This window comes from Rothia halotolerans, assembly GCF_004136635.1.
GTDB classification, from domain to species: Bacteria; Actinomycetota; Actinomycetes; order Actinomycetales; family Micrococcaceae; genus Rothia; species Rothia halotolerans.
Window position 1 is genome coordinate 392,600 of the sequence record NZ_NOIU01000002.1, and the last position, 20,936, is coordinate 413,535.

Annotated in this window: 18 protein-coding genes; 9 read left to right on the forward strand and 9 right to left on the reverse strand. The window is 71.2% G+C overall.

Features of this window, described 5'->3' with window-relative positions; genetic code table 11:
* Positions 1-247: 247 nt before the first annotated feature.
* Entirely contained in the window at positions 248-1,300 is a 1,053-nt protein-coding gene (trpD, locus tag EWV39_RS06750; protein ID WP_129658032.1) for an anthranilate phosphoribosyltransferase, read from the forward strand.
* A 47-nt stretch (positions 1,301-1,347) separates the two neighbouring features.
* Here trpD and EWV39_RS06755 read toward each other — a convergent pair whose 3' ends face one another.
* The 3 genes from EWV39_RS06755 to EWV39_RS06765 all read right to left on the reverse strand — a co-directional run bounded on the left by EWV39_RS06755 (position 1,348) and on the right by EWV39_RS06765 (position 3,168).
* Entirely contained in the window at positions 1,348-1,752 is a 405-nt protein-coding gene (locus EWV39_RS06755; protein WP_129658034.1) for a DUF3054 domain-containing protein, read from the reverse strand.
* Between the two features lie 128 nt (positions 1,753-1,880).
* Positions 1,881-2,513 carry an RES family NAD+ phosphorylase gene (locus EWV39_RS06760; RefSeq protein ID WP_129658036.1) on the reverse strand — a complete coding sequence of 211 codons (633 nt, stop codon included), beginning with the start codon at positions 2,511-2,513 and terminating at the stop codon, positions 1,881-1,883.
* Entirely contained in the window at positions 2,503-3,168 is a 666-nt protein-coding gene (locus EWV39_RS06765; RefSeq protein WP_129658038.1) for a hypothetical protein, read from the reverse strand. Before EWV39_RS06765 ends, EWV39_RS06760 begins: the two co-directional genes overlap by 11 nt.
* 150 nt (positions 3,169-3,318) lie before the next feature.
* On the opposite strand from EWV39_RS06765, the gene EWV39_RS06770 reads away from it, so the two are divergent.
* The 3 genes from EWV39_RS06770 to EWV39_RS06780 all read left to right on the forward strand — a co-directional run bounded on the left by EWV39_RS06770 (position 3,319) and on the right by EWV39_RS06780 (position 6,818).
* Positions 3,319-4,683 carry an MFS transporter gene (locus tag EWV39_RS06770; protein WP_238148137.1) on the forward strand — a complete coding sequence of 455 codons (1,365 nt, stop codon included), beginning with the start codon at positions 3,319-3,321 and terminating at the stop codon, positions 4,681-4,683.
* Between the two features lie 29 nt (positions 4,684-4,712).
* Positions 4,713-6,074: an MFS transporter gene (locus tag EWV39_RS06775; RefSeq protein WP_238148139.1), complete on the forward strand. Its 1,362-nt coding sequence runs from the start codon at positions 4,713-4,715 to the stop codon at positions 6,072-6,074.
* A 174-nt stretch (positions 6,075-6,248) separates the two neighbouring features.
* Complete coding sequence (locus EWV39_RS06780; RefSeq protein WP_129658040.1) at positions 6,249-6,818, forward strand: DUF2029 domain-containing protein; 570 nt, start codon at positions 6,249-6,251, stop codon at positions 6,816-6,818.
* 107 nt (positions 6,819-6,925) lie between these two features.
* Here EWV39_RS06780 and EWV39_RS06785 read toward each other — a convergent pair whose 3' ends face one another.
* A complete protein-coding gene (locus EWV39_RS06785) occupies positions 6,926-7,411 on the reverse strand; it encodes a hypothetical protein (RefSeq protein ID WP_129658042.1) in 486 nt (161 codons plus the stop codon).
* A gap of 532 nt (positions 7,412-7,943) precedes the next feature.
* On the opposite strand from EWV39_RS06785, the gene EWV39_RS06795 reads away from it, so the two are divergent.
* The gene (locus EWV39_RS06795; RefSeq protein ID WP_129658044.1) at positions 7,944-8,330 is read left to right on the forward strand and encodes a hypothetical protein; all 387 of its coding nucleotides are present in this window, start codon (positions 7,944-7,946) and stop codon (positions 8,328-8,330) included.
* 197 nt (positions 8,331-8,527) lie between these two features.
* Here EWV39_RS06795 and EWV39_RS06800 read toward each other — a convergent pair whose 3' ends face one another.
* Positions 8,528-9,556 (reverse strand): NADP-dependent oxidoreductase, encoded by a 1,029-nt coding sequence (locus EWV39_RS06800; RefSeq protein WP_129658046.1) that lies wholly within the window; start codon positions 9,554-9,556, stop codon positions 8,528-8,530.
* A gap of 276 nt (positions 9,557-9,832) precedes the next feature.
* Here EWV39_RS06800 and EWV39_RS06805 point away from each other — a divergent pair, with 276 nt between their 5' ends.
* The 3 genes from EWV39_RS06805 (at position 9,833) to EWV39_RS06815 (ending at position 12,071) form a co-directional block, all read left to right on the forward strand.
* The gene (locus EWV39_RS06805) at positions 9,833-10,447 is read left to right on the forward strand and encodes a DUF4286 family protein (RefSeq protein WP_129658048.1); all 615 of its coding nucleotides are present in this window, start codon (positions 9,833-9,835) and stop codon (positions 10,445-10,447) included.
* A gap of 213 nt (positions 10,448-10,660) precedes the next feature.
* Positions 10,661-10,921, forward strand: a complete 261-nt coding sequence (locus EWV39_RS06810) for a type B 50S ribosomal protein L31 (RefSeq protein WP_129658050.1) — start codon at positions 10,661-10,663, stop codon at positions 10,919-10,921.
* 130 nt (positions 10,922-11,051) lie between these two features.
* Positions 11,052-12,071: an LCP family protein gene (locus EWV39_RS06815; RefSeq protein WP_129658052.1), complete on the forward strand. Its 1,020-nt coding sequence runs from the start codon at positions 11,052-11,054 to the stop codon at positions 12,069-12,071.
* A 239-nt stretch (positions 12,072-12,310) separates the two neighbouring features.
* On the opposite strand, the gene EWV39_RS06820 is transcribed toward EWV39_RS06815, so the two are convergent.
* The 4 genes from EWV39_RS06820 to EWV39_RS06835 form a co-directional block, all read right to left on the reverse strand.
* Complete coding sequence (locus EWV39_RS06820) at positions 12,311-13,516, reverse strand: hypothetical protein (protein ID WP_129658054.1); 1,206 nt, start codon at positions 13,514-13,516, stop codon at positions 12,311-12,313.
* A 267-nt stretch (positions 13,517-13,783) separates the two neighbouring features.
* Positions 13,784-16,363 (reverse strand): aminopeptidase N, encoded by a 2,580-nt coding sequence (gene pepN / locus EWV39_RS06825; RefSeq protein WP_129658056.1) that lies wholly within the window; start codon positions 16,361-16,363, stop codon positions 13,784-13,786.
* Positions 16,364-16,542: 179 nt separating this feature from the next.
* Entirely contained in the window at positions 16,543-18,621 is a 2,079-nt protein-coding gene (locus EWV39_RS06830) for an acyl-CoA dehydrogenase family protein (protein WP_129658057.1), read from the reverse strand.
* Positions 18,618-19,418, reverse strand: a complete 801-nt coding sequence (locus tag EWV39_RS06835) for a TetR/AcrR family transcriptional regulator (RefSeq protein ID WP_238148251.1) — start codon at positions 19,416-19,418, stop codon at positions 18,618-18,620. Before EWV39_RS06835 ends, EWV39_RS06830 begins: the two co-directional genes overlap by 4 nt.
* Positions 19,419-19,531: 113 nt before the next feature.
* Between EWV39_RS06835 and EWV39_RS06840 the strand changes: the two genes are divergently transcribed.
* A complete protein-coding gene (locus EWV39_RS06840; protein WP_129658062.1) occupies positions 19,532-20,836 on the forward strand; it encodes an acetyl-CoA C-acetyltransferase in 1,305 nt (434 codons plus the stop codon).
* The last annotated feature ends 100 nt before the right edge of the window (positions 20,837-20,936 follow it).

The window sequence follows — 20,936 nt, forward strand, 5'->3', positions numbered from 1 at the left end:
ATTATGTCGGTAAAAGTCCCGGGGCACCAACAGGAGGGGGCTTTCCCCGGTCCCGGCGTGTCACCCCCTCCAGGATCCCCCGGGATTCCGGGGAACGCGGGGCGGCGGGTGACGACACTCTCCCTCCTCGTGAGGCCCTGCGCCGGGGCTCCTGTGAGCAGTGCCTCACAGCCGCTTCCCAGAGCCCGCGCAGGTTCCCGGCGGGTACGCGCCGGATACTGCGCCGCCGTCCCCTAATGTGGTGTTCATGACTACAACGGACGGGACCCAGGAACCCACGTGGAAGAGGCTCATCAACCAGATCGAGCGGCGCGAGGACCTCACCTCGGAGGAGGCCTCCTGGGCGATGCGCCAGATGCTGAGCGAGGACTCCGATCCGGTGCAGGTCGCCGGATTCCTGGTGGGGCTGCACACGAAGGGTGAGACGGCCGCCGAGCTGGCCGGATTCTCCGAGGTGATGCTCGAGCTCGCGCGTCCCTACAGTGGCCCGCGGGAGGCGGTCGACATCGTCGGCACCGGCGGCGACCAGCTCAACACGGTGAACATCTCCACCATGGCCTCGCTGGTGATGGCCGGCGCGGGCGCGACGGTCGTCAAGCACGGCAACCGAGCCTCCTCCTCGACCACCGGCTCGGCGGACGCGCTCGAGCGCCTCGGCGTCCCGCTGGACGCGGACCCGGAGCGGGTCGAGGCGGCGGCCGCGGAGATCGGCATCGGCTTCCTGTTCGCCAACACCTACCACCCGGCCATGCGGCACCTGAGCCCCATCCGGCGCCGCCTGAACGTCCCCACCGTGATCAACTACCTCGGCCCGCTCTCCAACCCCGCCCGCGTGCGCTCCTCCGTGATCGGGGTGGCCCGGGAGAACATGGCGCCGCTCATGGCGGACGTCTTCGCCGAGCGGGGGGACCACGCGCTGGTCTTCACCGGTCCCATGAACCTGGACGAGCTGAGCCTGATCGGGCCCAACCTCATCTGGGAGACCCACGGCGGCGAGGTGAGCCGCACGGTGCTCGACGTCGCGGACATCGACCTGCCCCCGAACACGATCGCCGACATCACCGGCCAGGGTGCGGAGTACAACGCCGACGTCATCCGCCGGGTGCTGGCGGGCGAGCACGGGCCCATCCGCAACACGGTCCTGCTCAACGCCGCAGCCGGGCTGGTGGTGACGGAGCCGGACACCTCGACGCCGCTGGCCGAGCGCATCAACGCCGCCATCGCCCGGGCGGCGGTGTCCGTGGACACGGGCGCCGCCCAGGCCGTCCTGGAGCGGTGGATCGAGTTCCTCAAAGGGTGAACTTTGAGTTCAAGGTGAAGGCCTGACCCTAATCTTTCAGTTTAGGGTCAGGCCTTCTTCCGTCGCCGCACGCCCGCCGCGATCGCCCGGTAGCCGAGCAGGAACACGGCCGTGACGACCAGGGTGACGACGACGAACGACCAGTGCGTCCCCTGCCCGGTCAGCTGGCGCAGCACCATGCCGATCACCACCGTGCTCAGCCACAGGAGCAGGCCGGTCGGGGCGAGGGCGAGGGGGCTGCGCCAGGCCCGCGTCGCGAGCCATCCGCAGGCGAGTCCCACCAGGAAGGGCCACGCGGTCAGGGGGATCCCGGCCAGCCCCTCGCCGTGGGCGCTGCGGCCGAAGGCGGCGAAGGCTAGGACGAGGACGACGTCGGCGATCAGGCAGAGCACGGAGGTGCGGGCGGGCGTGCGGGGGACGGGGCGGGAGGCGTTCCGCTGAGATGAGGTCATGCCTCGAACATATCCCGGACGGCGGCTGCGGGCAGACCGCGGGGACGGGGAGGCCGGGTGCGCCCTCCCTCTCGGTCCCGCGGGTCCAGCCCGCAGGTCCTCCACGGCCGCCCCTCGGACGCAGGCTCTCAGTCCTCCACGACGAGGTCCGCCGAGTCGAGCACCGGGTCCACGGTGAGATCCATCTCCCGCTCCAGGAGGGCCGGGACCTTGAGGCTCTCGCCGCTCGTGCCGGTCTCGTGCTCGCCGGCGGGGCCGAAGACGTAGAGGCACTCGGGGCAGCGGCCCGCCCCGAAGCGGGAGCGTGAGCGCACGCCGTCGAACCCCGCCTCGTCCAGGGCCTTCGCCCAGGCGCGGGTGAGCGCGTAGGCATCCTCGCGGGGCGCGCTCATATCCCCCGCGACCACCCCGTAGCGCGCCGCCCGCCCCGAGAGGAGGTCGGCGACCCGCAGCGGCCCCGGCTCCAGCGGCGTGACGAGCAGGCCCGCGACCTGGGCTCCGGGGATCCTCCGGCCGCCCACCAGCCGCGGGCCCAGCATCTCGCGCACCGCGGTCCCCGGGCTCGAGGCGGTGTTGAGCGTGCCCCGAGGCTCCCGGAGGTTGAACCGGCCGGGTGCGGAGGAGTACCACCAGGGCGAATGGCGCCGGTGGTGGACCCGGTGCCACGACGTCGTCCCCTCCACGGCGTGGACGGGGAAGTCCGCGTAGGAGCCGGGGTCCAGGGGCGGTGCGACCGTGCTCTCGTGGCGCTCAGCGGGCAACGGCGTCGCTCCAGCCGGCGGCGTCGCGCGCGGCCTGGTCCAGGAGGTCGGCGATCGCGTCCTGGTCCCCTGAGTCGATGAGGTCCATGACGCTCGGCCCGTCCTGCCCCCGGGCCGGGGCGGTCAGCCAGTACAGCGCCGTCCAGGGGTCGGCCCCGGAGCCGAGGAGGGCGTCGAAGAACGGGGGCAGCGCCGGTTTGACCGTGCCGTGGGCGAACTGGAGGGCGGGGAAGAGGGAGACGCCGTCGGCCGAGACCACGCGCAGCAGCGTCCGGCGCTTGACCCGGCCGTCCACGGCCTGCCGGGAGCCGACGCCCAGGTACCTCCGGGTGCGGTCCAGCGTGTAGAGCGGGCCGATCCGCTCGTTGATCTCGCGGTTGCGCAGCTGGGTGCGCATCGCCTCGCGGGCGGCGTCGACCACCTCGCGCCGCTGCTGCAGGGTGAGCCCCTCGAGCTCGCCCCGGCGGTCCAGCTCCCGGACCATGGCCGTGAGCTCCTGGGCGATCTCCCGCGGGGAGGAGCCGCCCGGGGGAGCCGCACCGCCGATCTGCTTCCCGGCGGCGTCGAAGCGCACCTCGCCGGCCGCGAGACGGCGGGCCCGGACCCGCTGGCGGCGGATCCGCGCGGTGGCGGCGTTCCGGTGGGCTGTCGGCATGGCTGCCTCCCGTTCCTCAGTTCTCACCGCTGGATGCCTCCATCATCCCATCGAACGTCAATGCCCGTCAATGCCTGGGGCCGGAGCGACTCGGAAGCCGGGACGGGGTGCCGCGCGTTCTCTGCATCGGGCGCGCGTCGTTAGAGTCGGATGGTGACTATCCGGAACTCGAGACTCAAGTGGATCATCTGGTCGGTGGGGCTGTGCGCGTACCTCGTCGCGGTCATCAACCGCAGCTCGTTCTCCGCGCTGGGGCCGATGGCCCAGGAGCACTTCTCCGCCGAGGCGACGACGCTGTCCACCTTCGTGGTGCTGCAGCTGGTGGTCTACGCGGCCTGCCAGATCCCCGTGGGCATCTGCCTGGACCGCTTCGGGGTCTCCTGGGTCGTCGCCTGTGGGCTGGCCGCGATGTCCATCGGGCAGCTGACGCTCGGAGCGACCGACTCGATCCCGCTCGCCATCGCCGCGCGGGTGGTCATGGGCGCCGGCGACGCCTGCATCTTCACCTCGGTGGTCCGGCTGGTGGCCGAATGGTTCACGCGCCGGCAGACGCCCGTGGTCAACCAGGCGACCGGGCTGGTGGGGCAGATCGGGCAGCTGCTGGCCATCGCGCCGCTGGCCGGGCTCGTGGGTGCGGCGGGCTGGTTCGCCGGCTTCGCGGTGCTGGCCGGGGCGGGTGCGGTCGTCATGGTCCTGGTGGCGCTGCTGATGCGCGACGGCGCCGGCGTCGGCACCCTCCTGGAGCGGATCACGGGAAGGAACCGCACCACCCGCTCGACCGCCGCCCCCGAGGACGCCGACACCGGGATGCTCATCATCACCGAGGTCCTGCCCGTGGTGGGGCCGGGGTCCAGCGGCGTCCTGCCCGCCCTGAAGTCGCTCGCGAAGCGTCCGGGCATCCGCCTGGCCTTCTGGATCCACTTCTCCACGATGTTCTCCGCGGACAGCTTCCTGCTGCTGTGGGGGACGCCGTTCCTGACCGGCGGGCTGGGCTATCCCTTCGGCGTGGCGGCGGGCGTGCTCAACGTCGCGGTCGTCTCCTCGATGGTCACCGCCGTGCTGTTCGGGCCGGTGCTCTCGCGCTTCGCCCGGCACCGGGTGTGGCTGGCCTTCTACGGCGTCGTCGTCATGCTCGCCTCGTGGTGCGCGCTGCTGCTCTGGCCGGGCGCCGCGCCGGCGTGGGCGGCGGGCGCCGTCGCGCTCATCATGGGCGCCGGGATCCCGCTGTCGATGATCGCCTTCGACGTCGTCCGCTCGCACGCGCCGGTCCGGCAGCTCGGCGTGGCCACCGGGCTGGCCAACATGGGAGGCTTCACGGCGGCGCTGATCGCGATCCTGCTGATCGGCGTGGTGCTGGACCTCCAGGGCAGCGGCACCCCGGAGACCTACGAGCTGGGTGCGTTCAAGATGGCCATGGCGGTGCAGATCCCGCTGTGGCTGCTGGGGATGGTGATGATCCTCGTCGAGCGGCCCAAGGCGCTCCGGGATCTGAGAAGGCACACGCGCGGGGCGTGAACGGCGGGGGCCCTCGATAGGGTCGAGGGGTGACTCTCCCGAACTCGAAGATCAGATGGACCGTCTGGGCTGTGGCGCTGTGCGCCTACCTCGTGGCGGTGGTCAATCGCAGCTCGTTCTCCGCGCTGGGGTCCGTGGCCCAGGAGCACTTCTCCGCCGAGGCGACGACGCTGTCCAGCTTCGTCGTGCTGCAGTTGGTGGTCTACGCAGCCTGCCAGATCCCGGTGGGCGTGTGCCTGGACCGCTTCGGCGCCTCGTGGGTCGTGACCGTGGGCCTCGCGGCGATGTCCCTCGGGCAGCTGACGCTGGGTGCGACGACGTCGATCCCGCTCGCGATCGCGGCGCGGGTGGTCATGGGGATGGGGGACGCCTGCATCTTCACCTCGGTCGTGCGGCTGATCGCCGAGTGGTTCACGCCGCGGCAGATGCCGATGGTCAGCCAGGCGACCGGGCTGGTGGGCCAGACGGGGCAGCTGCTGGCCATCGCGCCGCTGGCCGGGTTGGTGGGGGCCGTGGGCTGGTTCGCGGGCTTCGCGGGGCTGGCGGCGGCGGGCGCCGTCGCCCTGGTGCTGGTGGCGCTGATCCTTCGGGACGGTCCCGGCGTCGGCACCCTCCTGGAACGGGTCACCGGGCGGAACCGCACCGCCCGTCCGCAGGCGCCGCGCGAGACGGCCGGGACCGGCACGCTGGTCATCACGGACGCCCTGCCCGTGATCGGTCCCGGGTCCAGCGGCGTCCTGCCCGCGCTGAGATCCCTGCTGAGGCGCTCGGGGGTCCGGCTGGCCTTCTGGATCCACTTCTCCACCAAGTTCTCCGCGGACAGCTTCCTGCTGCTGTGGGGGATGCCGTTCCTGACCGGCGGGCTCGGCTACTCGTTCGGCGTGGCGGCCGGGGTGCTCAACACGGCGGTCTTCGCCTCCATGGCGGCCGCGCTGCTGGCCGGCCCCCTGCTCGCGCGCGTCGCGCGCCACCGGGTGTGGCTGGCCTTCTCCGGCGTCGTGCTCACGCTCGCGGCCTGGAGCGTGCTGCTGCTGTGGCCGGGGGACGCTCCGGCCTGGCTCGCGGGGGTCGCGGCGATGAGCACGGGCATCGGGGTCCCGCTGTCGATGATCGCCTTCGACGTCGTCCGCTCCCACGCGCCGCGGCAGCAGCTGGGGGTCGCCACGGGGCTGGTCAACATGGGCGGGTTCATCGGGGCGCTCATCGCGATCCTGCTGATCGGCGTGGTGCTGGACCTCCAGGGCAGCGGGACGCCGGAGACGTATGCGGCGGTCCCGTTCAAGACTGCCATGGCCGTGCAGGTCCCGCTGTGGCTGCTGGGGATGGTCATGATCCTCCTCGAGCGGCCCCGGGCGCGGCGGGATCTGGAGCGGCACCGGCGGCGTTCCTGAGGCGGGCGGCGAGATGCCGGCCTGGTCACTCGGGAAGTATGGTCGTACAACCTGTGCTTACTGCATGAAGGCGAGGTGGTTGCCTGCAGCCAGCCGCCGTCATCGTCTCGCCGAGCACTCGTGGGTCTGGCGCTCTCCCCGGCCCGCGGGTGCCTGATTCGTAGGGAGCGGTTCATGAGCTTCACGCCGGTGCCCATCACATTCGCCATGAGCGGGTCGATCTTCATCGGGGTCCTGAACGCGGTGCCCACCTTCGTCGTGCTGCTGGTGCTGAACCTTTTCGTGCTCGGCGACGACGAAGGGATGAGCATCGGGATGCAGATCGGGGCCGCCCTGATGATCGGCGTCCTAGGCACCTGCCTGACGATGGTGATGAACCGTCATGAGCAGGTCAAGCAGCAGAAGACGGTGCCCCATGGGGCGCTGGTGGCCCTGGCGGAGGTGGCGGGGATGACCGTCGCAGGGGCTGTGATCGCACCGCTGATGGTCCAGGACCCGCGGTCCGTCTGGGTCGGTGCGGTGGCCGGTCTGCTGGGATGCGCCCCGAGCTTCTTGATCACCTCTCCGTGGAAGGAATCGGCCTCGGAGCAGGAGTTCCAGGCTCGCAACAAGCAGTTCGCCCGGATGACCGTGGAGACCCTGGAAGAGCAGAGGGAAGACGTCAGGCACAAACAACAGGAGAAGCTGCGCAAGGTGTACGGCGACCCGTGGGATCAGAGCTCGCGGCAGGATTGGTGGAAGTAGGGGGCCTGCCCAGAGGACAGCGGCTAGCAGAGGCGGGGCCCTCGGTCATGCTGCCCGACAGTATCTGCGTGAGATCCTGGGATGACGACTGAAGGTGCGCTTTGGCATTACTCGGGTTCGACCGTCTCATCCGGTGCCTGGTGATGCCGTAGTCTCCACAGATCGAGGGCCGTCCACACCGCGCCCACTGCGCACAGGAAAGCGGCGGTGACCTGCGGTGGTTCCGGGTCGAGGATGAAGAGCCAGATCCACAGCAGGCTCACGCCCATAAGCAGTGCCGCCGCGATCCACTGCCTCCGCCACTGGGATCGCAGGATCGCCTCCTGGCGGGTCGGCAAGTCTTGGAGGCGTCGCGAGAGGACGTCCATCACTCGCCAGATCGCTGCCAGCACGACGATGGGTACCAGCAGGTAGGCGACCGTCGTCCAGCCGGCGACGGTAGTCAACGACTGGCCGGGATCGTCCAGGTTGATGAACCAGAAGACCATGCCCATGATCGTGAGGGTCTTCAGCAGCCATTCCCACCAGAGGACCTTCTTGTGTCGATAGGGCTCGGCGGCTCTCGTATCCTCGGGTCTCGGTTCGGCGGTCATCGGCAGCGCCTCCTCAATGGTGAGTCTGGATTATTGGTCTACCACCAGATCACATCTGAAGCCCGCTACAGCACATGATGAATAGGTGAGGGGAGCGTGACCGCTGCGCAGGTACCGAAGGGGCTCGGACTCCATCTTCGTCATTCTCAGGAGCGAGCATGTCGCGCCGGGACGCACGGTTTGATCACCTTGCGAGTACGAGCTTGTCATGACCGACGCAGAGACCTGGTTGAGCAGACCTACGTTCAGGACCCCCACCGCCGCCTTATCGGCTAGGGGAGAGCGCCGGAAGACGCACCAGCCCACCGCCGCTGCTCGGTCATGGGCGCGGGCCGCTCCGCACGGTTGGCGAGGCCACCGTTATGTTCGGCGATGCCGACTGAAGTCTCAGCGCTCGAGAAGGCACCTTCTGCGCTGAAGACCCTCCCTATTCTTCGGTCAGTCGGCACACGCCCCCATGCTGGCCCCCGTCGGCATGTACTTGCTAAGGAGGTCAGGAGAAGTCGATCACCCGGCACCCACAGGAGGAACGATGACGAGCAACGATGAACAGGTCCCGACCGATGAGCCATCCGGGGTCGCCTTCTGGTGGCTGGCGGGGCTGGCGATCCTAGCCACCGGCCTGGTGGCCTTCGCTCCTGTCTATGCGTGGTGGGGTGTGCTGGTGGCGACGTTCGGGGTCTTCAGCGCGACGTTCATCGCGTTCCGGAAGCTGCGGTTCGGTATCAACCGGCCGCGTCCCGTGGCGCACCAGAACAAGCTCCTGATGGTCGCGTTCGCGATTTCCAGCTTCTCGGTCCTGTGGATGTACAACTTCGCCCCGCCGGCCGGGTGGGCCTTCATGATCTGCGTGGCCCTGACATTCGTCTCCTACATGCTGGTGGCGTTCTCCACGGAACGGAGGGGCGGCGAGGCCTGATCAGAGCCCAGCGAACGTTCCCAGCAGCGACCTGAGGGGGCGGGGCTGTGCTGTGCGGAGCCGCCGGGCCTCCCCGCCGGCCTGGTAGAAGGACTCGAGATCACATGCTGCCTAAGACGCTGCGGATGATGGGGCAGCCAAAAGGCCTTGGGACCGGGTGGCAGCGACGCGGGACGTCGTCGTCACCTGGCCTGACGTCACCGCGCGTCCTCGGCGACCTTGATGAGGGTCTTGCCGAAGTTCTTGCCCGACAGCATCCCGATGAAGGTCTCGGGCGCGCTGTCCAGCCCCTCGGTGATGTCCTCGCGGTACGCGATCCTGCCCTCGCGCACCCAGGCGCCCATGTCCCGCAGGAAGTCGTCGAACAGGGTCTGCTGGTACTCGGTCTGGATGAAGCCGCGGATCGTCAGCGACTGGTTGAGCACCGTCTGCAGCAGCTCCTGCGAGCGATCGGGGCCTTCCGGCAGGCCCGTGGAGTTGTAGTTCGCCGCGAGGCCGCACACCGGGACGCGGGCGAAGAGGTTCAGGTGCGGCATCACCGCCTCCCACACCGGGCCGCCCACGTTCTCGAAGTAGACGTCGATCCCCTCCGGGGCGGCGTCGGCGATCTGGTCGCCCAGGTCGCCGGCGCGGTGGTCGAGGGCGGCGTCGAAGCCGAGCTCGCGCAGGTGCTCGACCTTCTGCGGTCCGCCGGCGATGCCGATCGTGCGCAGGCCCTTGAGCTTCGCGATCTGGCCCACGGTCGCGCCCACGGGCCCGGTGGCGGCCGCCACGGCCAGGGTCTCGCCCTCCTGGGGCTTCCCGATGGAGAGCAGCCCGGAGTAGGCGGTGAATCCGGGCATGCCCAGGACCCCCAGCGCGGTGGTGACGGGGGCGTCGTCGGGGTCGATCACCCGGAGATCGGCTGCCGCCTCGACGCTGTAGGTCTGCCACCCGGCGTGACCGACGACGATCTCACCGGGCTCGAGGTCCGCGGAACGCGACTTGATCACCTCCGAGACCGTGCCCCCGACCATCACGTCCCCGATCTCCAGGTGCGCGGCGTAGGACTTCGCCTCAGACATGCGACCGCGCATGTACGGGTCGAGCGAGAGGTAGAGCGTGCGCAGGAGGACCTCGCCGTCCTCCGGCGAGCGGACCGGATGCTCCTCGATCGAGAAGTTCTCGGCGCTCGGGAACCCTTCGGGGCGTGAAGCCAAGCGGACCTGGCGGCTGGTGTGCGACATACTTGCTCCATTCGCTGGTCTTCTATCGGACTCGTCACGGTACACCGCGTATGCAACGTCCGCTAGCGCGATGCTGAGCCCTGGCCGGCCGGGGTCTCAGCTGTCAGACCGTGGTCCTCGCTCAGGAGGGGCGACGCCGGAGCTCGCGCAGGGGAGACGCCTCCCATCCGAGGCCGCTCACCGCCCGCCCGGCGAGCGGCGCGCTCGATACCCTGGAGAGGACCGTTCATTCCGTCGAGGACCGATGAGGTCCTCGTCCTCCCCGAGGAGACGCCGATGCCCCCGCATCCCGCCGATGAGACACGTCCCGAGAAGCACACCTGGCTCTTCGAGCTCCCAGGGGTCCGGTGGGACGTTCAGGAGGCACGGGAGGCAGCGGAACGAGTCCCGGAGGCCGACGTCGACATCCTAACGGCCTTCTCGGAGGAGGAGACCTGGATCTGGACCACGGCCCCGACGCCGCCAGGGACTGAGTCCGGTGGCGAGGCGGCCGGGTTCCTGGCGGCCATGCTCGGCGTCGAGCGCGATGCGCTGCCCGAGTTCCGGCATCGCCGGTTGAGGGAGCTCCTCAAGCTCGGGGACGCGGTGGACGGCGTTCGGCAGCCTTGGCTCTACACCTCGCAGACGGACATTCCGCCCGCCGTGGAGGAGGAGTTCAACAGGTGGTTCGACGAGGAGCACCTGCCGCAGCTCGCCGCGGTCGAGGGGACCGTGCACGCCGCGCGCTACCGCACGGACGGCTCTCCCCGATACCTCGCCTGCTACGACCTCAGGGACCGGGAGATCCAGGGCGGCGCCGAGTGGCGCGAGGCGATCGAGAGCCCCTGGCGCGATCGGATCCATCCCCGGTTCCTCGGTCCGCGGAAGCTGATGCTCAAGCGGCTCCTCTGAAGCGTACGGCCGCTGGCCCGGGCCGCGGCCGCTGTGTTCTCGGCCGCCGTCCGGCACCCCTGGCCGCACTGACCCGTGGGACGACGACGCCGCACAGGCCCCCGTGATACCCTGTCTAGGTTGCCCGTACGGGCGGCTCCCGACGCGTACGTGTCCGGGACGACCATACCGAGGCCTGGCAAAATCCAGTCCGTTCAAGAAGGTAGAAGACTTATGCAGACTGACATCCACCCGGACTACCACCCGGTGATCTTCCGCGACCTCGCGTCCGGCACGACGTTCCTCACCCGCTCCACGGTGACCAGCGCCAAGACCGAGACCTGGGAGGACGGCAACGAGTACCCGCTCGTCGAGGTCGAGGTCTCCTCGGCGTCGCACCCGTTCTACACGGGCAAGCAGCGGATCATGGACTCCGCGGGCCGCGTCGAGCGCTTCAACGCGCGCTTCAAGAACTTCGGCAAGGCCGGCCGCTAGAGCCGGATGCCTTAACACATGCCGGGGACTCCGCGGAGTCCCCGGCATTCGTGTATCCCCTGCCCTACACTGAAAGCTCGCACGGGCGTTTTCCGTGCGCGTCCCATCCCTGACGTGGAAGAAGAACACCGTGACGCAGTTCCTCGATGAGACCGACCAGCAGCCCCGCGAACCCCGCAGGGGAAGGCGCAAGGTCCTCACCGTCTTCCTGGTCCTCATCGCCCTGCTGCTCGTCGCGGCGATCGCCGTGGGAGCGTACCTGTTCAACCTCGCCAACAACTTCAACTCCGGCACCCAGCGGATCGACCAGGCCCTGCCGGCGACCGACGACCCGGACCGCCCCGACGACACCGACGCGGAGAATATCCTGCTGATGGGCAGCGACTCCCGCGAGGGGGAGGCGGACGAGGCCTCGGTGGGCGGTCAGCGGGCCGACACGCTCATGCTGCTGCACGTGCCCTCCGACGGCGGGGCGGCCTACGTCATCTCGATCATGCGCGACACCTGGGTGGACATCCCGGGGCACGGCCCGGCGAAGATCAACGCGGCGCTGGACCTGGGCGGCGTCGAGCTCGAGGTGCGCACCATCGAGGACCTGCTGGACACGCGGATCGACCACGTCGCCCAGATCGACTTCGAGGGTTTCCGCGAGCTCACCGACTCCGTGGGCGGCGTGACGGTCGACGTCCCGCAGGACTTCACCGCCGGCGGCCACGTCTTCACGCAGGGCCAGCAGAAGCTCGACGGCGAGGAGGCCCTCTCCTTCGTCCGCGAGCGCTACAGCTTCTCCGACGGCGACTACCAGCGGGTCCGCAACCAGCGCGCCTACCTGCGCGGCCTGCTCAACCAGGTGGCCAGCCCCAGCACGTTCAGCAACCCGGCCAAGGTCAACGACATGGTCAAGAGCTTCTCCCCGTACGTGAGCGTGGACGACTCGCTCACGGCCCGCGAGATCGCCTCCATCGGGATGCAGGTCGGCCCGAGCGGGGTGCGCAACGTCCAGATGTTCACGCTGCCCAACGCGGGCACGGGCTGGTCCGGGGACGGCCAGTCCATCGTCGAGCTCGACGACGCCGCGGTGAGCGGCCTGGCCGACGCCATGGCCGACGGCACCATGGACGAGTACGCCCGCACGGTCCCGACCGACTGACCGGCCGGATGCCGGGGCCGTGCGCGGCCCCGGCGCCGTCCGCCCCGCGGCTGGGCTCCTCCGGGACGGGCGAGGCGCCCGTCGACCCGGCCGTTCGGAGGGGGGTCGAAGAGCCCGCCGCTCCGGACACGCGAAGAGGGGCCTCCCGAAATCATCGGGAGGCCCCTCTTCGCGTGTCCGGGGACCGTATCCGCGGAGTCCCCCTCCGGAGGGCTCCTCCTGCCCCCGGAGTGTCCCTCCTAGGAGGAGCGTTCCGTCCGGGGAGCGGCGTCGAGCTCGGGGAACGCCGTGCCGGCTTCCTCGTCCGAGGCGAGCTGCGGCACCGGGGCACCGGACTGCAGCCGGGCCACGTACAGGCCGGTGAAGGCCAGCGAGCCGCCCAGGAGCAGCCCGAGGATGCCGAGGATCGGGCGGAAGAAGATCAGCACGAGGCCGAGCAGCAGCACGACCAGCCCGGCCATGCCCAGGATCCAGCCGGCCCGTCCCTGCGCCGAGAGCGGCGCGCGCCTGCGGGGCGGCCGCGGCTCCCTCCGCGGCTCCTCCTGCACCTCGGCGGGCGCGGGATCCCGCCGCTGCACCTGACGCTTGTTCTCCGGGTGCTGCTCGGCGTGGCTGGGGGCGAAGGCCGGCTCGATCTCGTAGGAGTCCTGTTCCGGGCACAGCTGGGGGAGGCTGTTCGGCAGGTGGGCGTGCCACGCCTCGGCGATGTCGTCGGCGCGCACCGCCTGCACCGTCAGGGACAGCTCGTAGGCGCTGCCGCGGATCGTCCCCCAGGCGGCGGTCAGCTTCTCCCGGGCGAAGGCGTCGCGGACCACCGGCGCCAGCTGCTCGGACATCTGGGTGCTCAGGCGCCCGACGACGCGGCGGTCGTGGAGCACGTCCACGGAGTCCACCTCCTGCCCGTCGGCCAGCCGGAGGTGGTTGGCCTCCAGGGTCAGGATGACCCGGCCCTCCCCGCTGGGGGGCAGGATCGAGTGGAGGTACTCGGCGTGGTCCTTCTCGTCCAGCACCTTCAGGCTCGGGCCCTGCGGCAGCAGGGCGGCGTGCACCGGGGAGGAGTTGGCGGGGAACAGCAGGTCCGGGCGGGAGACGGAGAGGATGGCGCGGGACTCGAGCCCCACCCTGCCGTTGACCTTGCGCATCGTGGCCCAGAACCGCACGGGGGCGACCGGGGTGTACCCGGAGGCGACGACGCGGGTCAGGGGCCTCCAGTACCGGGAGGCGTCCTCCTGGGTGAAGCGCGCGACCTTCAAGTCCTTGACGTACACCGCGATGCTGTCGGGGAAGAGGGGGTTGTCGGTCTCGGGCACCAGCGTGGCCTGCGCGTCGAGCATCTGCTCGCGGTCGAACCGCAGGCCGTCGAAGAGCCGCAGGATCTCCGTGTCGTAGTAGTCCTCCGTCACGAGGTCGATGGATCCACGGTCGCTGAGCGCATATTCCGTCACGGCACTTCTCCTCCGGTGTCCTAAAAGAACCGAGCACGTCTCCTCCTAGAATCTCACACAACCGACCGGAGGAATGCCCATTCCACCCTTCGCGGGCCGTGTTGGGCCCCAGACGCGCACGATGGGGCGGGGAACCGCGTCTCAAGAGCGGGGTGAGACTCCTCATGGGCGAGGCCGTCCTGGGGCGGGGCGGCCTCGTGGAAGGGGAGCCCCCGAGGCTTCGGGCATCTCGGTGAGAAGTCTCCGGCAGCCCCCGCGGGCGACCCCTCAGGAACGGGCCGGCGCCCCCGCCCGGCGGATGCGGCTCTCCCGCTCGGCGTCCTCGACGCACTCCGTGACCAGACGGCGCAGCGCCGCCGGCAGGTCCGGGTGCTCGTCGAGGAAGCGGCGGCCTCGGCGGGCGACGTCGATCCCGGAGTCCAGGCGCGGGAACAGCCCCCTCACGATGCGCGATGCCATCCCGATGGACCGCTCCTCCCACACCGCGGGAAGCTCCTGGAAGTAGGGCTCGGCGTAGGGGGCGCTCAGGGCGGGGTCGCCCATCATGAGCCCGGCGGCGGTCGCGGAGAGGATGTCGTTGGACAGCTCGCCCTCGTGGATGCGGCGCCACGCCTCGGCCTTCGCGTCGGCGTCGGGAATCGCGGCGAGGCAGCGGGCCCGGCCGATCTCGGCCTCCTGGCTGGGCCGCTCCGACGCCGCGCGGTCCAGCTCCTCGGCCCGCAGGCCGTCCTGGAGCACCAGGGCGGCCCGGGCGGTCCAGGCCCTCTGCTCGGAGACGGGCATGCCGTGCAGGCGGGCGTCCTGGCCCTCCCGCTCGGCGACGGCGACGACCTCGCGGGCGAGCCCCGTCAGCTCCGGGGCGTGCCGTGCGGCGCGCAGCGCATGGGCCAGGACGATCCGCTGGGCGTCCGTCCCCTCCTCGGCCCGCTCCCAGAGCCGCAGCAGCGTCTCGGCGAGGGAGCGCAGCGGGGCGTGGCGACGCTCGGGCGGGAGGTAGTCGAGGATCGCGGAGGCCGCCGTGCCGAGGTCCGCGTCCAGCAGGGTCGAGGAGGCCTCCCCGGCCAGCCCCGCCAGGGCGTGCTCGGCGTAGTCGGCGGGGCTCAGCCGTCCCTCGCGCACGAGGTTCCACAGGGTGCTGCCCAGCACGGCGCGGTCGATCGGCTCGGCGAGGGTGCGGCCCGCGGAGAGGGCGGCGTCGAGATGCTGCGGGGGCAGCCCGATCAGGGCGTAGGTCAGGTCCTCCCTGTTGAGGAGCACCAGGTCGGCCTCGCGCGCGCCGTCCGCCGGGGCGCCGCTCGCCGGGCCCTGCGCGGGGACCTCCAGGGCGACGTCGTCCTCCAGCTCCAGCCGGCCCTCGGGCAGTCGGTAGAGGCCGGCCCGCAGGGTGTGGGGCAGCAGCGCGCCGGCCGCCGAGGACGTCTGCCGGACGCGTCCCTCGGCCTCGGGGTCCCACTCGAGGCCGGTCACCCCCGAGGTCTGCAGCCAGGACCGGGCCCAGGAGCGCAGGTCGCGGCCGCTGGCCTCCTCGAGGGCGGCGAGGAAGTCGTCCAGGTCGGCGGTGCCGTAGGCGTGCCGGGCGAAGTAGGCGCGGGAGGCCTTGACGAAGGCCTCGAAGCCGACGTGGGCCACCAGCTGCTTGAGCACCGCGGCGCCCTTGGCGTAGGTGATGCCGTCGAAGTTCTGCTTGGCGGCCTCGACGTCGGCGACCTCGGCCACGATCGGGTGCGTGGTGGAGTACGAGTCCTGCCGGTACGCCCAGGCCTTGCGCCGGTTGGCGAAGGTCACCCAGGAGTCCTCGTACCCGCCGACCTCGGCCGCGGCCAGGGCGCCCATGTACTCGGCGAAGGACTCCTTCAGCCACAGGTCGGACCACCAGGCCATGGTCACCAGGTCGCCGAACCACATGTGAGACATCTCGTGCATCATCACGTTGGCCCGCGCCTCCCGCTGGGAGCGGGTGGAGCCGCCGGGGTGGAGGTAGGACTCGGTCAGCGTCACCAGCCCCGGGTTCTCCATCGCGCCGAGGTTGTACTCGGGGACGAAGGCCTGGTCGTAGGTGCCGAAGGGGTAGACGGAGTCGAAGAGCCCCTGGAAGTAGTCCAGGCCGGCGGAGGTCAGGGAGAAGATGGCCTCGGCGTCGAGGTGCTCGCTCATCGCCTGGCGGCAGTACAGGGTCATGGGGACGCTCGGCCCGCCATGCGCGCCCGGCCGGTGCAGGCGCCCGACGGCGTGGTACTGCCCGGCGAGGATCGCGGTGATGTAGGTGGAGATCCTCGCGGTGGGGGCGAAGACCCGCTTGGAGAACGCCTCGTCGCTGGGGTCCGGGACCGTGGAGGTCACCGTGGTGTTGGAGGCGACCGTCCAGTCCGCGGGGGCGGTGACCGAGAACCGGAAGGAGGCCTTGAGGTCCGGCTGCTCGAAGGCCGGGAAGACCCGGCGGCAGTCGCTCGGCTCGTACTGGGTGTAGAGGTAGGTCCGGCCGTCCTCCGGGTCGAGGAAGCGATGCAGGCCCTCGCCGGAGCGGGAGAACCACGAGTAGCCGTGGACCACGAGCTCGTTCTGCTCGCGCAGGCCGGGCAGTCGGATCCTGCTGCCCTCGACGACGTCGGCCCGGTTCAGCCGCTCCCCGTTGAGCCGCACCGAGTCGACGCTGTGGTGGATGTACTCGATGAACGTCTCGTCCCCGGCGGCGGTGTCCGCGGCGAAGCGCACCGTGGCCCTGACCGGGAACGCGGCCCGGGTGCGGTCGGCGGCGTAGCTCAGATCCAGGTGGACGTCGTAGGAGTCGATGCTCAGCAGGGCCGAGCGGCGGGCGGCCTCTTCGCGGGTCAGGTTGTCGTTCCTCATCGGCCCATTAAATCAGCCGGGCGGCGCGGGGTGGGCCCGCGCCGCCTCCCGAGCCGCTCACTCCCGTGCGGGGACCCTCGTCCCTTCACAGGCGGGGAAGCCCCGGCCCCGCCCCACAGCTGTCCCGGCACATCCCGACGGCGTCCCGGGCCCTCGGGATGTCCCGGGACGCCGTCGGCTCATCGCTTCCTGCGGGCCCGCAGCGACTTCTCGTCCACGGGCGCCTCCGAGGACGCCCGCAGCCGGTCGCGGTAGTCGGCGGCGTCCTCCTGGCGGATGCCCTCGATCCCGCTGGAGATCTCCGCGCGCAGGTGCGCCTGCTTGTACCCGAAGGCGTCCACCAGCTCCAGGGAGTACGGCTCGAGCCGCTCCATCAGCCGGTTGATGTACGGCTCCAGGGTGCGGGCGCGCCGGGTCGAGACGAAGCCGTGGGACATGTACCAGCCCATGTTCTTCTCGATCAGCGTCATCCCGAACAGGTCGCGCAGCCACGTCAGCACGACGGCGTTCTGCCCTTCCTGCTCCTCGACGGCGCGGGTCAGCGCCTCCCACTGCAGCAGCTCGCCGTGCGCGCGCCCGGCCTCGATGAGCCGCACCTGCTGGGAGTTGAACACCGCGGCGGCCTCCTCCTCGGGCAGCTTCCGCGCCCGCCGCAGCTCCTGGGCCGCAGCGCTGATCAGCGTGTGCACCCGGTTCTGCAGCAGCTCCCGCTGGCTCTGCGCCTCCTTCAGGGCGTTGACGGCCCGCCGGCTGTTCCCGCTGTCCTGGATCGACTGGGCGGCCCGGCGCAGCCCCGTCCGGTTCAGCGCCAGGTCCTCGGCGCGGCTGGTCACGTACTTGGTGATCGAGCCGACGTTGAGGGAGGCGAACTCCTTCGAGTAGTCGCCCAGCAGGCGCTTGGCGACCAGCTGCAGCAGCACGTGGTTGTCCCCCTCGAACGTCGCGTAGACGTCGAGGTCCTGGTACAGCGAGGTGAAGCGGTTCTTGGTGAGGAACCCGGAGCCGCCGCAGGCCTCGCGGCACTGCTGCAGCGTCTTCAGCGCGTGCCAGGTGCTCACCGGCTTCAGCGCCGCGGCCAGGGTCTCCAGCTCCACGCGGTCCTCGGGGCGGTCCTCCTCGGCGGTGAACACCTCGTGGAAGGTCTCCAGCAGCTCGTGGTGGGCGAAGCTCGCCGCATAGGTCTGGGCCAGCAGCGGCAGCAGGCGGCGGCGGTGCAGCTGGTAGTCCATCAGCACCTGCTCCCGGTCCCCGCCGGTGGAGAACTGGCGGCGCTCGTAGGCGTAGCGGATCGCGATGGTCAGGGCGATCTTCGAGGCGTTGGCCGCGGCGCCGTCGAGCGAGACCCGGCCCTGCACCAGGGTCCCCAGCATCGTGAAGAAGCGGCGGCCCGGGGACTCGATGGGGGAGGAGTAGGCGCCGTCGGCCGCGACGTCGCCGTACCGGTTCAGCAGGTTCTCGCGGGGGACCCGGACCCGGTCGAAGGCCAAGCGGCCGTTGTCGATGCCGTTCAGTCCGCCCTTGTGGCCGTCGTCCTCGCTGGAGACCCCCGGCAGCAGGTTCAGCTCCTCGTCCCGGATGGGGACGTAGAGGGCGTGGACGCCGTGGTTGACCCCGCGGGTGATCAGCTGGGCGAAGACCACCGCCGCCCGGCCGTGCACCGCGGCGTTGCCGATGTAGTCCTTCCACGCCGCCTTGAAGGGGGTGTGGACCTCGAACTCCTCGGTCTCCGGGTCGTAGGTGGCCGTCGTCGCGATCGAGGCGACGTCCGAGCCGTGCCCGATCTCCGTCATCGCGAAGCACCCGGGGATCTCCAGGGACATGATCCCGGGCAGCCAGCGGCGGTGGTGCTCCTCGGTGCCGAGCTGGTGCACGGCGGCGCCGAACAGCCCCCACTGTACCCCGGCCTTGATCTGCAGCGAGGGATCCGCCGCCACGAGCTCCTCGAAGCCGGCGATGTTGCCCCCGGGGTTGTCCTCCCCGCCGACGGCGCGGGGGTACGCGCGGTGCACCACCCCGTTCTCCACCAGCGTCTCCAGCTGCCCGAAGACGCGCTCGCGCTGCTCGTGGTAGGTCAGCGCCGGGTCCTTGTGCAGGGCCGGGTCCTCGATGAGGCCCCTGGTGATCCGGCGCTCGCGGGCCCAGCGGCCCATCAGCGCGGTGGTCAGGGCCGCGACGTCGAGGCCCGAGCCGGGGTGCGCCGCCGTCCCGCCGGCGGTGCGGGCCGGGGCGTCTGCGGAGGTGCTGTCGAGAGGTGTCATGGTCTCCTCCTGGGTGTCTCGGAATCGGCGGGCCGGCCGGCGGGCGCGGCCGCGAGGGGTTCGGGAAGCGAAGCGCCGGGCGGGGAAGGGAGCGAGACGGGCGTCGTGACCGGGGCCAGGATCCAGTCGGTCAGGCAGTCGACGACGACGCCGCGATCCGGCGCCCCGCCCTCCAGCTGGGCGTGCCGCCACTTCTCGGTGACCGAGTGGACCATCCCCACGACGGCGCGGGCCCAGTATCCCAGCCCCTCCCGGCGCATCGGGGAGTCCGGCGGAAGGGCTCCGGTCAGCAGGGAAGAGCTCGCCTCGGAGTCGGCGAAGTTCTGCAGCAGCAGACCCGCCACGTGATCGGCGAAGGCCCCGAGCGAGGAGGTGGGCCCCGAGGCCCCCTCCGCCCTGCTCCACCCCAGACCCGAGTAGAGGGTCACGAACTCGTGGATGGCGGGGGAGCGCTGGACCATCACCAGGTACGCGTCGACCATGCCGTGGACCAGCTGCCGGTCGTCACGCGCCCGGCTCGCCGCCTCCGCGACCTTGTCCTCGAGCCTCTCCAGCAGGAACTCGCCCAGCGCCTGGCTCAGCCCCTGCTTGTCCCGGAAGTAGCGGTAGAACACCGACTTCGACGTCCCGGACAGCTGCGCGATCTCGCCCATCGAGGCGGCGGGCCCCAGCTCGTGGATGGCACTGCGCGCCTTGATGAGGAGCTCGGTCCTCCGGAGGGCGCGATGCTGCGCCCAGCGCGTGCTCCGGCCGTCGAGGGCCGGGCGGGGACCGTCCGGCGGGGCCCCCTGATTCATGGTGTTCACGATACGCAGAGTATCAGGTAATGTTGACGAATGTAACCCCGGTCACCCTTTCCGGGGCGGGGCCGCAGGGCCCAGCAGACAGCGCCACACCACACGGAGGAAGCATGCCCGACGCCTACGTCCTCGGAGGGAACCGCATCCCCTTCGCCCGCTCCCACGGCACCTACGCCCAGGTCGGCAACCGGGAGATGCTCACCGCGGCCCTCGACGGCCTCGCCGCCCGCTACGGCCTCGCGCGCCGGGAGATCGGGGAGGTGGCGGCCGGCGCGGTCCTCAAGCACTCGCGCGACTTCAACCTCACCCGCGAGGCGGTCCTCGGATCCGCCCTCGCCCCCACGACCCCGGCCTACGACGTCCAGCAGGCCTGCGCCACCGGCATGGAGGCCGTCTGGGGCCTGAGCAACAAGATCCGCCTCGGCCAGCTCTCCTCCGCCATCGCCGGCGGGGCCGACACCGCCTCGGACGCCCCCATCGTCGTCTCCGAGGGGCTGCGCCGCCGCCTCCTCGAGCTCGCCCGCGCCCGCACGCTCGGCCAGCGCCTCGCCGCGGCCGCCAAGATCCGCCCCGGCGACCTCAAGCCCCAGGCCCCCAGTACCGAGGAGCCGCGCACCGGCCTGTCCATGGGCGAGCACCAGGCCGTGACCACCGCCGCGTGGGGCATCGAGCGCACCGCCCAGGACGAGCTCGCGCTCGCCAGCCACCACCGCCTCGCCGCGGCCTACGAGCGCGGCTTCTTCGACGACCTCGTCACCGGCTTCCGCGGGCTGAGCCGGGACGGCAACCTCCGCCCCGGCAGCACGCTCGAGAAGCTGGGCAGCCTCCAGCCCGTCTTCGGCCGCTCCCTCCAGGAGGAGGCGACGATGACGGCCGGCAACTCCACCCCGCTGACCGACGGCGCCGCGACCGTCCTGCTGGGCTCGCGGGAGTGGGCCGCCGAGCAGGGGCTGACGCCGCTGGCCCGCGTCGTCGACGCCGAGGCCGCCGCCGTGGACTTCGTGAGCGGGGAGGAGGGCCTGCTGATGGCCCCCGTCTACGCCGTCTCCCGGCTGCTGCGGCGGCTGGACCTCGGCTTCGCCGACATCGACTCCTTCGAGATCCACGAGGCCTTCGCCGCGACCGTGCTGTGCGCGCTCGCCGCGTGGGAGTCGGAGGAGTTCTGCCGGGAGCGGCTGGGGCGCAGCGAGCCGCTGGGCACCGTCGACCGGTCCAAGCTCAACGTCAACGGCTCCTCCCTGGCCGCGGGTCACCCCTTCGCGGCCACCGGCGGGCGCATCGTGGCGACGCTGGCCAAGCAGCTGCACGAGGACTCCGCCCGGACCGGCCGTCCGCAGCGCGGTCTGATCTCGGTGTGTGCGGCCGGCGGGCTCGGCGTCGCGATGGTCCTCGAGGCCGACGCCTCGACCGCCTGAGCGAGCCCGCACCGCCCGCCCCGGCGGATCCCACCCGGGGGCTCCCGGCGGGATCCGCCAGCCCGGCCCCATTCGCGAGACCACAGCACGCAAGGAGCGT

Excerpts from the sequence above, each read along its gene's own strand:
- trpD (WP_129658032.1), top strand. The coding sequence starts at position 248 with ATGACTACAACGGACGGGACCCAGGAACCCACGTGGAAGAGGCTCATC.
- EWV39_RS06755 (WP_129658034.1), bottom strand. The coding sequence starts at position 1,752 with ATGACCTCATCTCAGCGGAACGCCTCCCGCCCCGTCCCCCGCACGCCC.
- EWV39_RS06765 (WP_129658038.1), bottom strand. The coding sequence starts at position 3,168 with ATGCCGACAGCCCACCGGAACGCCGCCACCGCGCGGATCCGCCGCCAG.
- EWV39_RS06770 (WP_238148137.1), top strand. The coding sequence starts at position 3,319 with ATGGTGACTATCCGGAACTCGAGACTCAAGTGGATCATCTGGTCGGTG.
- EWV39_RS06780 (WP_129658040.1), top strand. The coding sequence starts at position 6,249 with ATGAGCTTCACGCCGGTGCCCATCACATTCGCCATGAGCGGGTCGATC.
- EWV39_RS06785 (WP_129658042.1), bottom strand. The coding sequence starts at position 7,411 with ATGACCGCCGAACCGAGACCCGAGGATACGAGAGCCGCCGAGCCCTAT.
- EWV39_RS06795 (WP_129658044.1), top strand. The coding sequence starts at position 7,944 with ATGACGAGCAACGATGAACAGGTCCCGACCGATGAGCCATCCGGGGTC.
- EWV39_RS06800 (WP_129658046.1), bottom strand. The coding sequence starts at position 9,556 with ATGTCGCACACCAGCCGCCAGGTCCGCTTGGCTTCACGCCCCGAAGGG.
- EWV39_RS06805 (WP_129658048.1), top strand. The coding sequence starts at position 9,833 with ATGCCCCCGCATCCCGCCGATGAGACACGTCCCGAGAAGCACACCTGG.
- EWV39_RS06810 (WP_129658050.1), top strand. The coding sequence starts at position 10,661 with ATGCAGACTGACATCCACCCGGACTACCACCCGGTGATCTTCCGCGAC.
- pepN (WP_129658056.1), bottom strand. The coding sequence starts at position 16,363 with ATGAGGAACGACAACCTGACCCGCGAAGAGGCCGCCCGCCGCTCGGCC.
- EWV39_RS06830 (WP_129658057.1), bottom strand. The coding sequence starts at position 18,621 with ATGACACCTCTCGACAGCACCTCCGCAGACGCCCCGGCCCGCACCGCC.
- EWV39_RS06835 (WP_238148251.1), bottom strand. The coding sequence starts at position 19,418 with ATGAATCAGGGGGCCCCGCCGGACGGTCCCCGCCCGGCCCTCGACGGC.
- EWV39_RS06840 (WP_129658062.1), top strand. The coding sequence starts at position 19,532 with ATGCCCGACGCCTACGTCCTCGGAGGGAACCGCATCCCCTTCGCCCGC.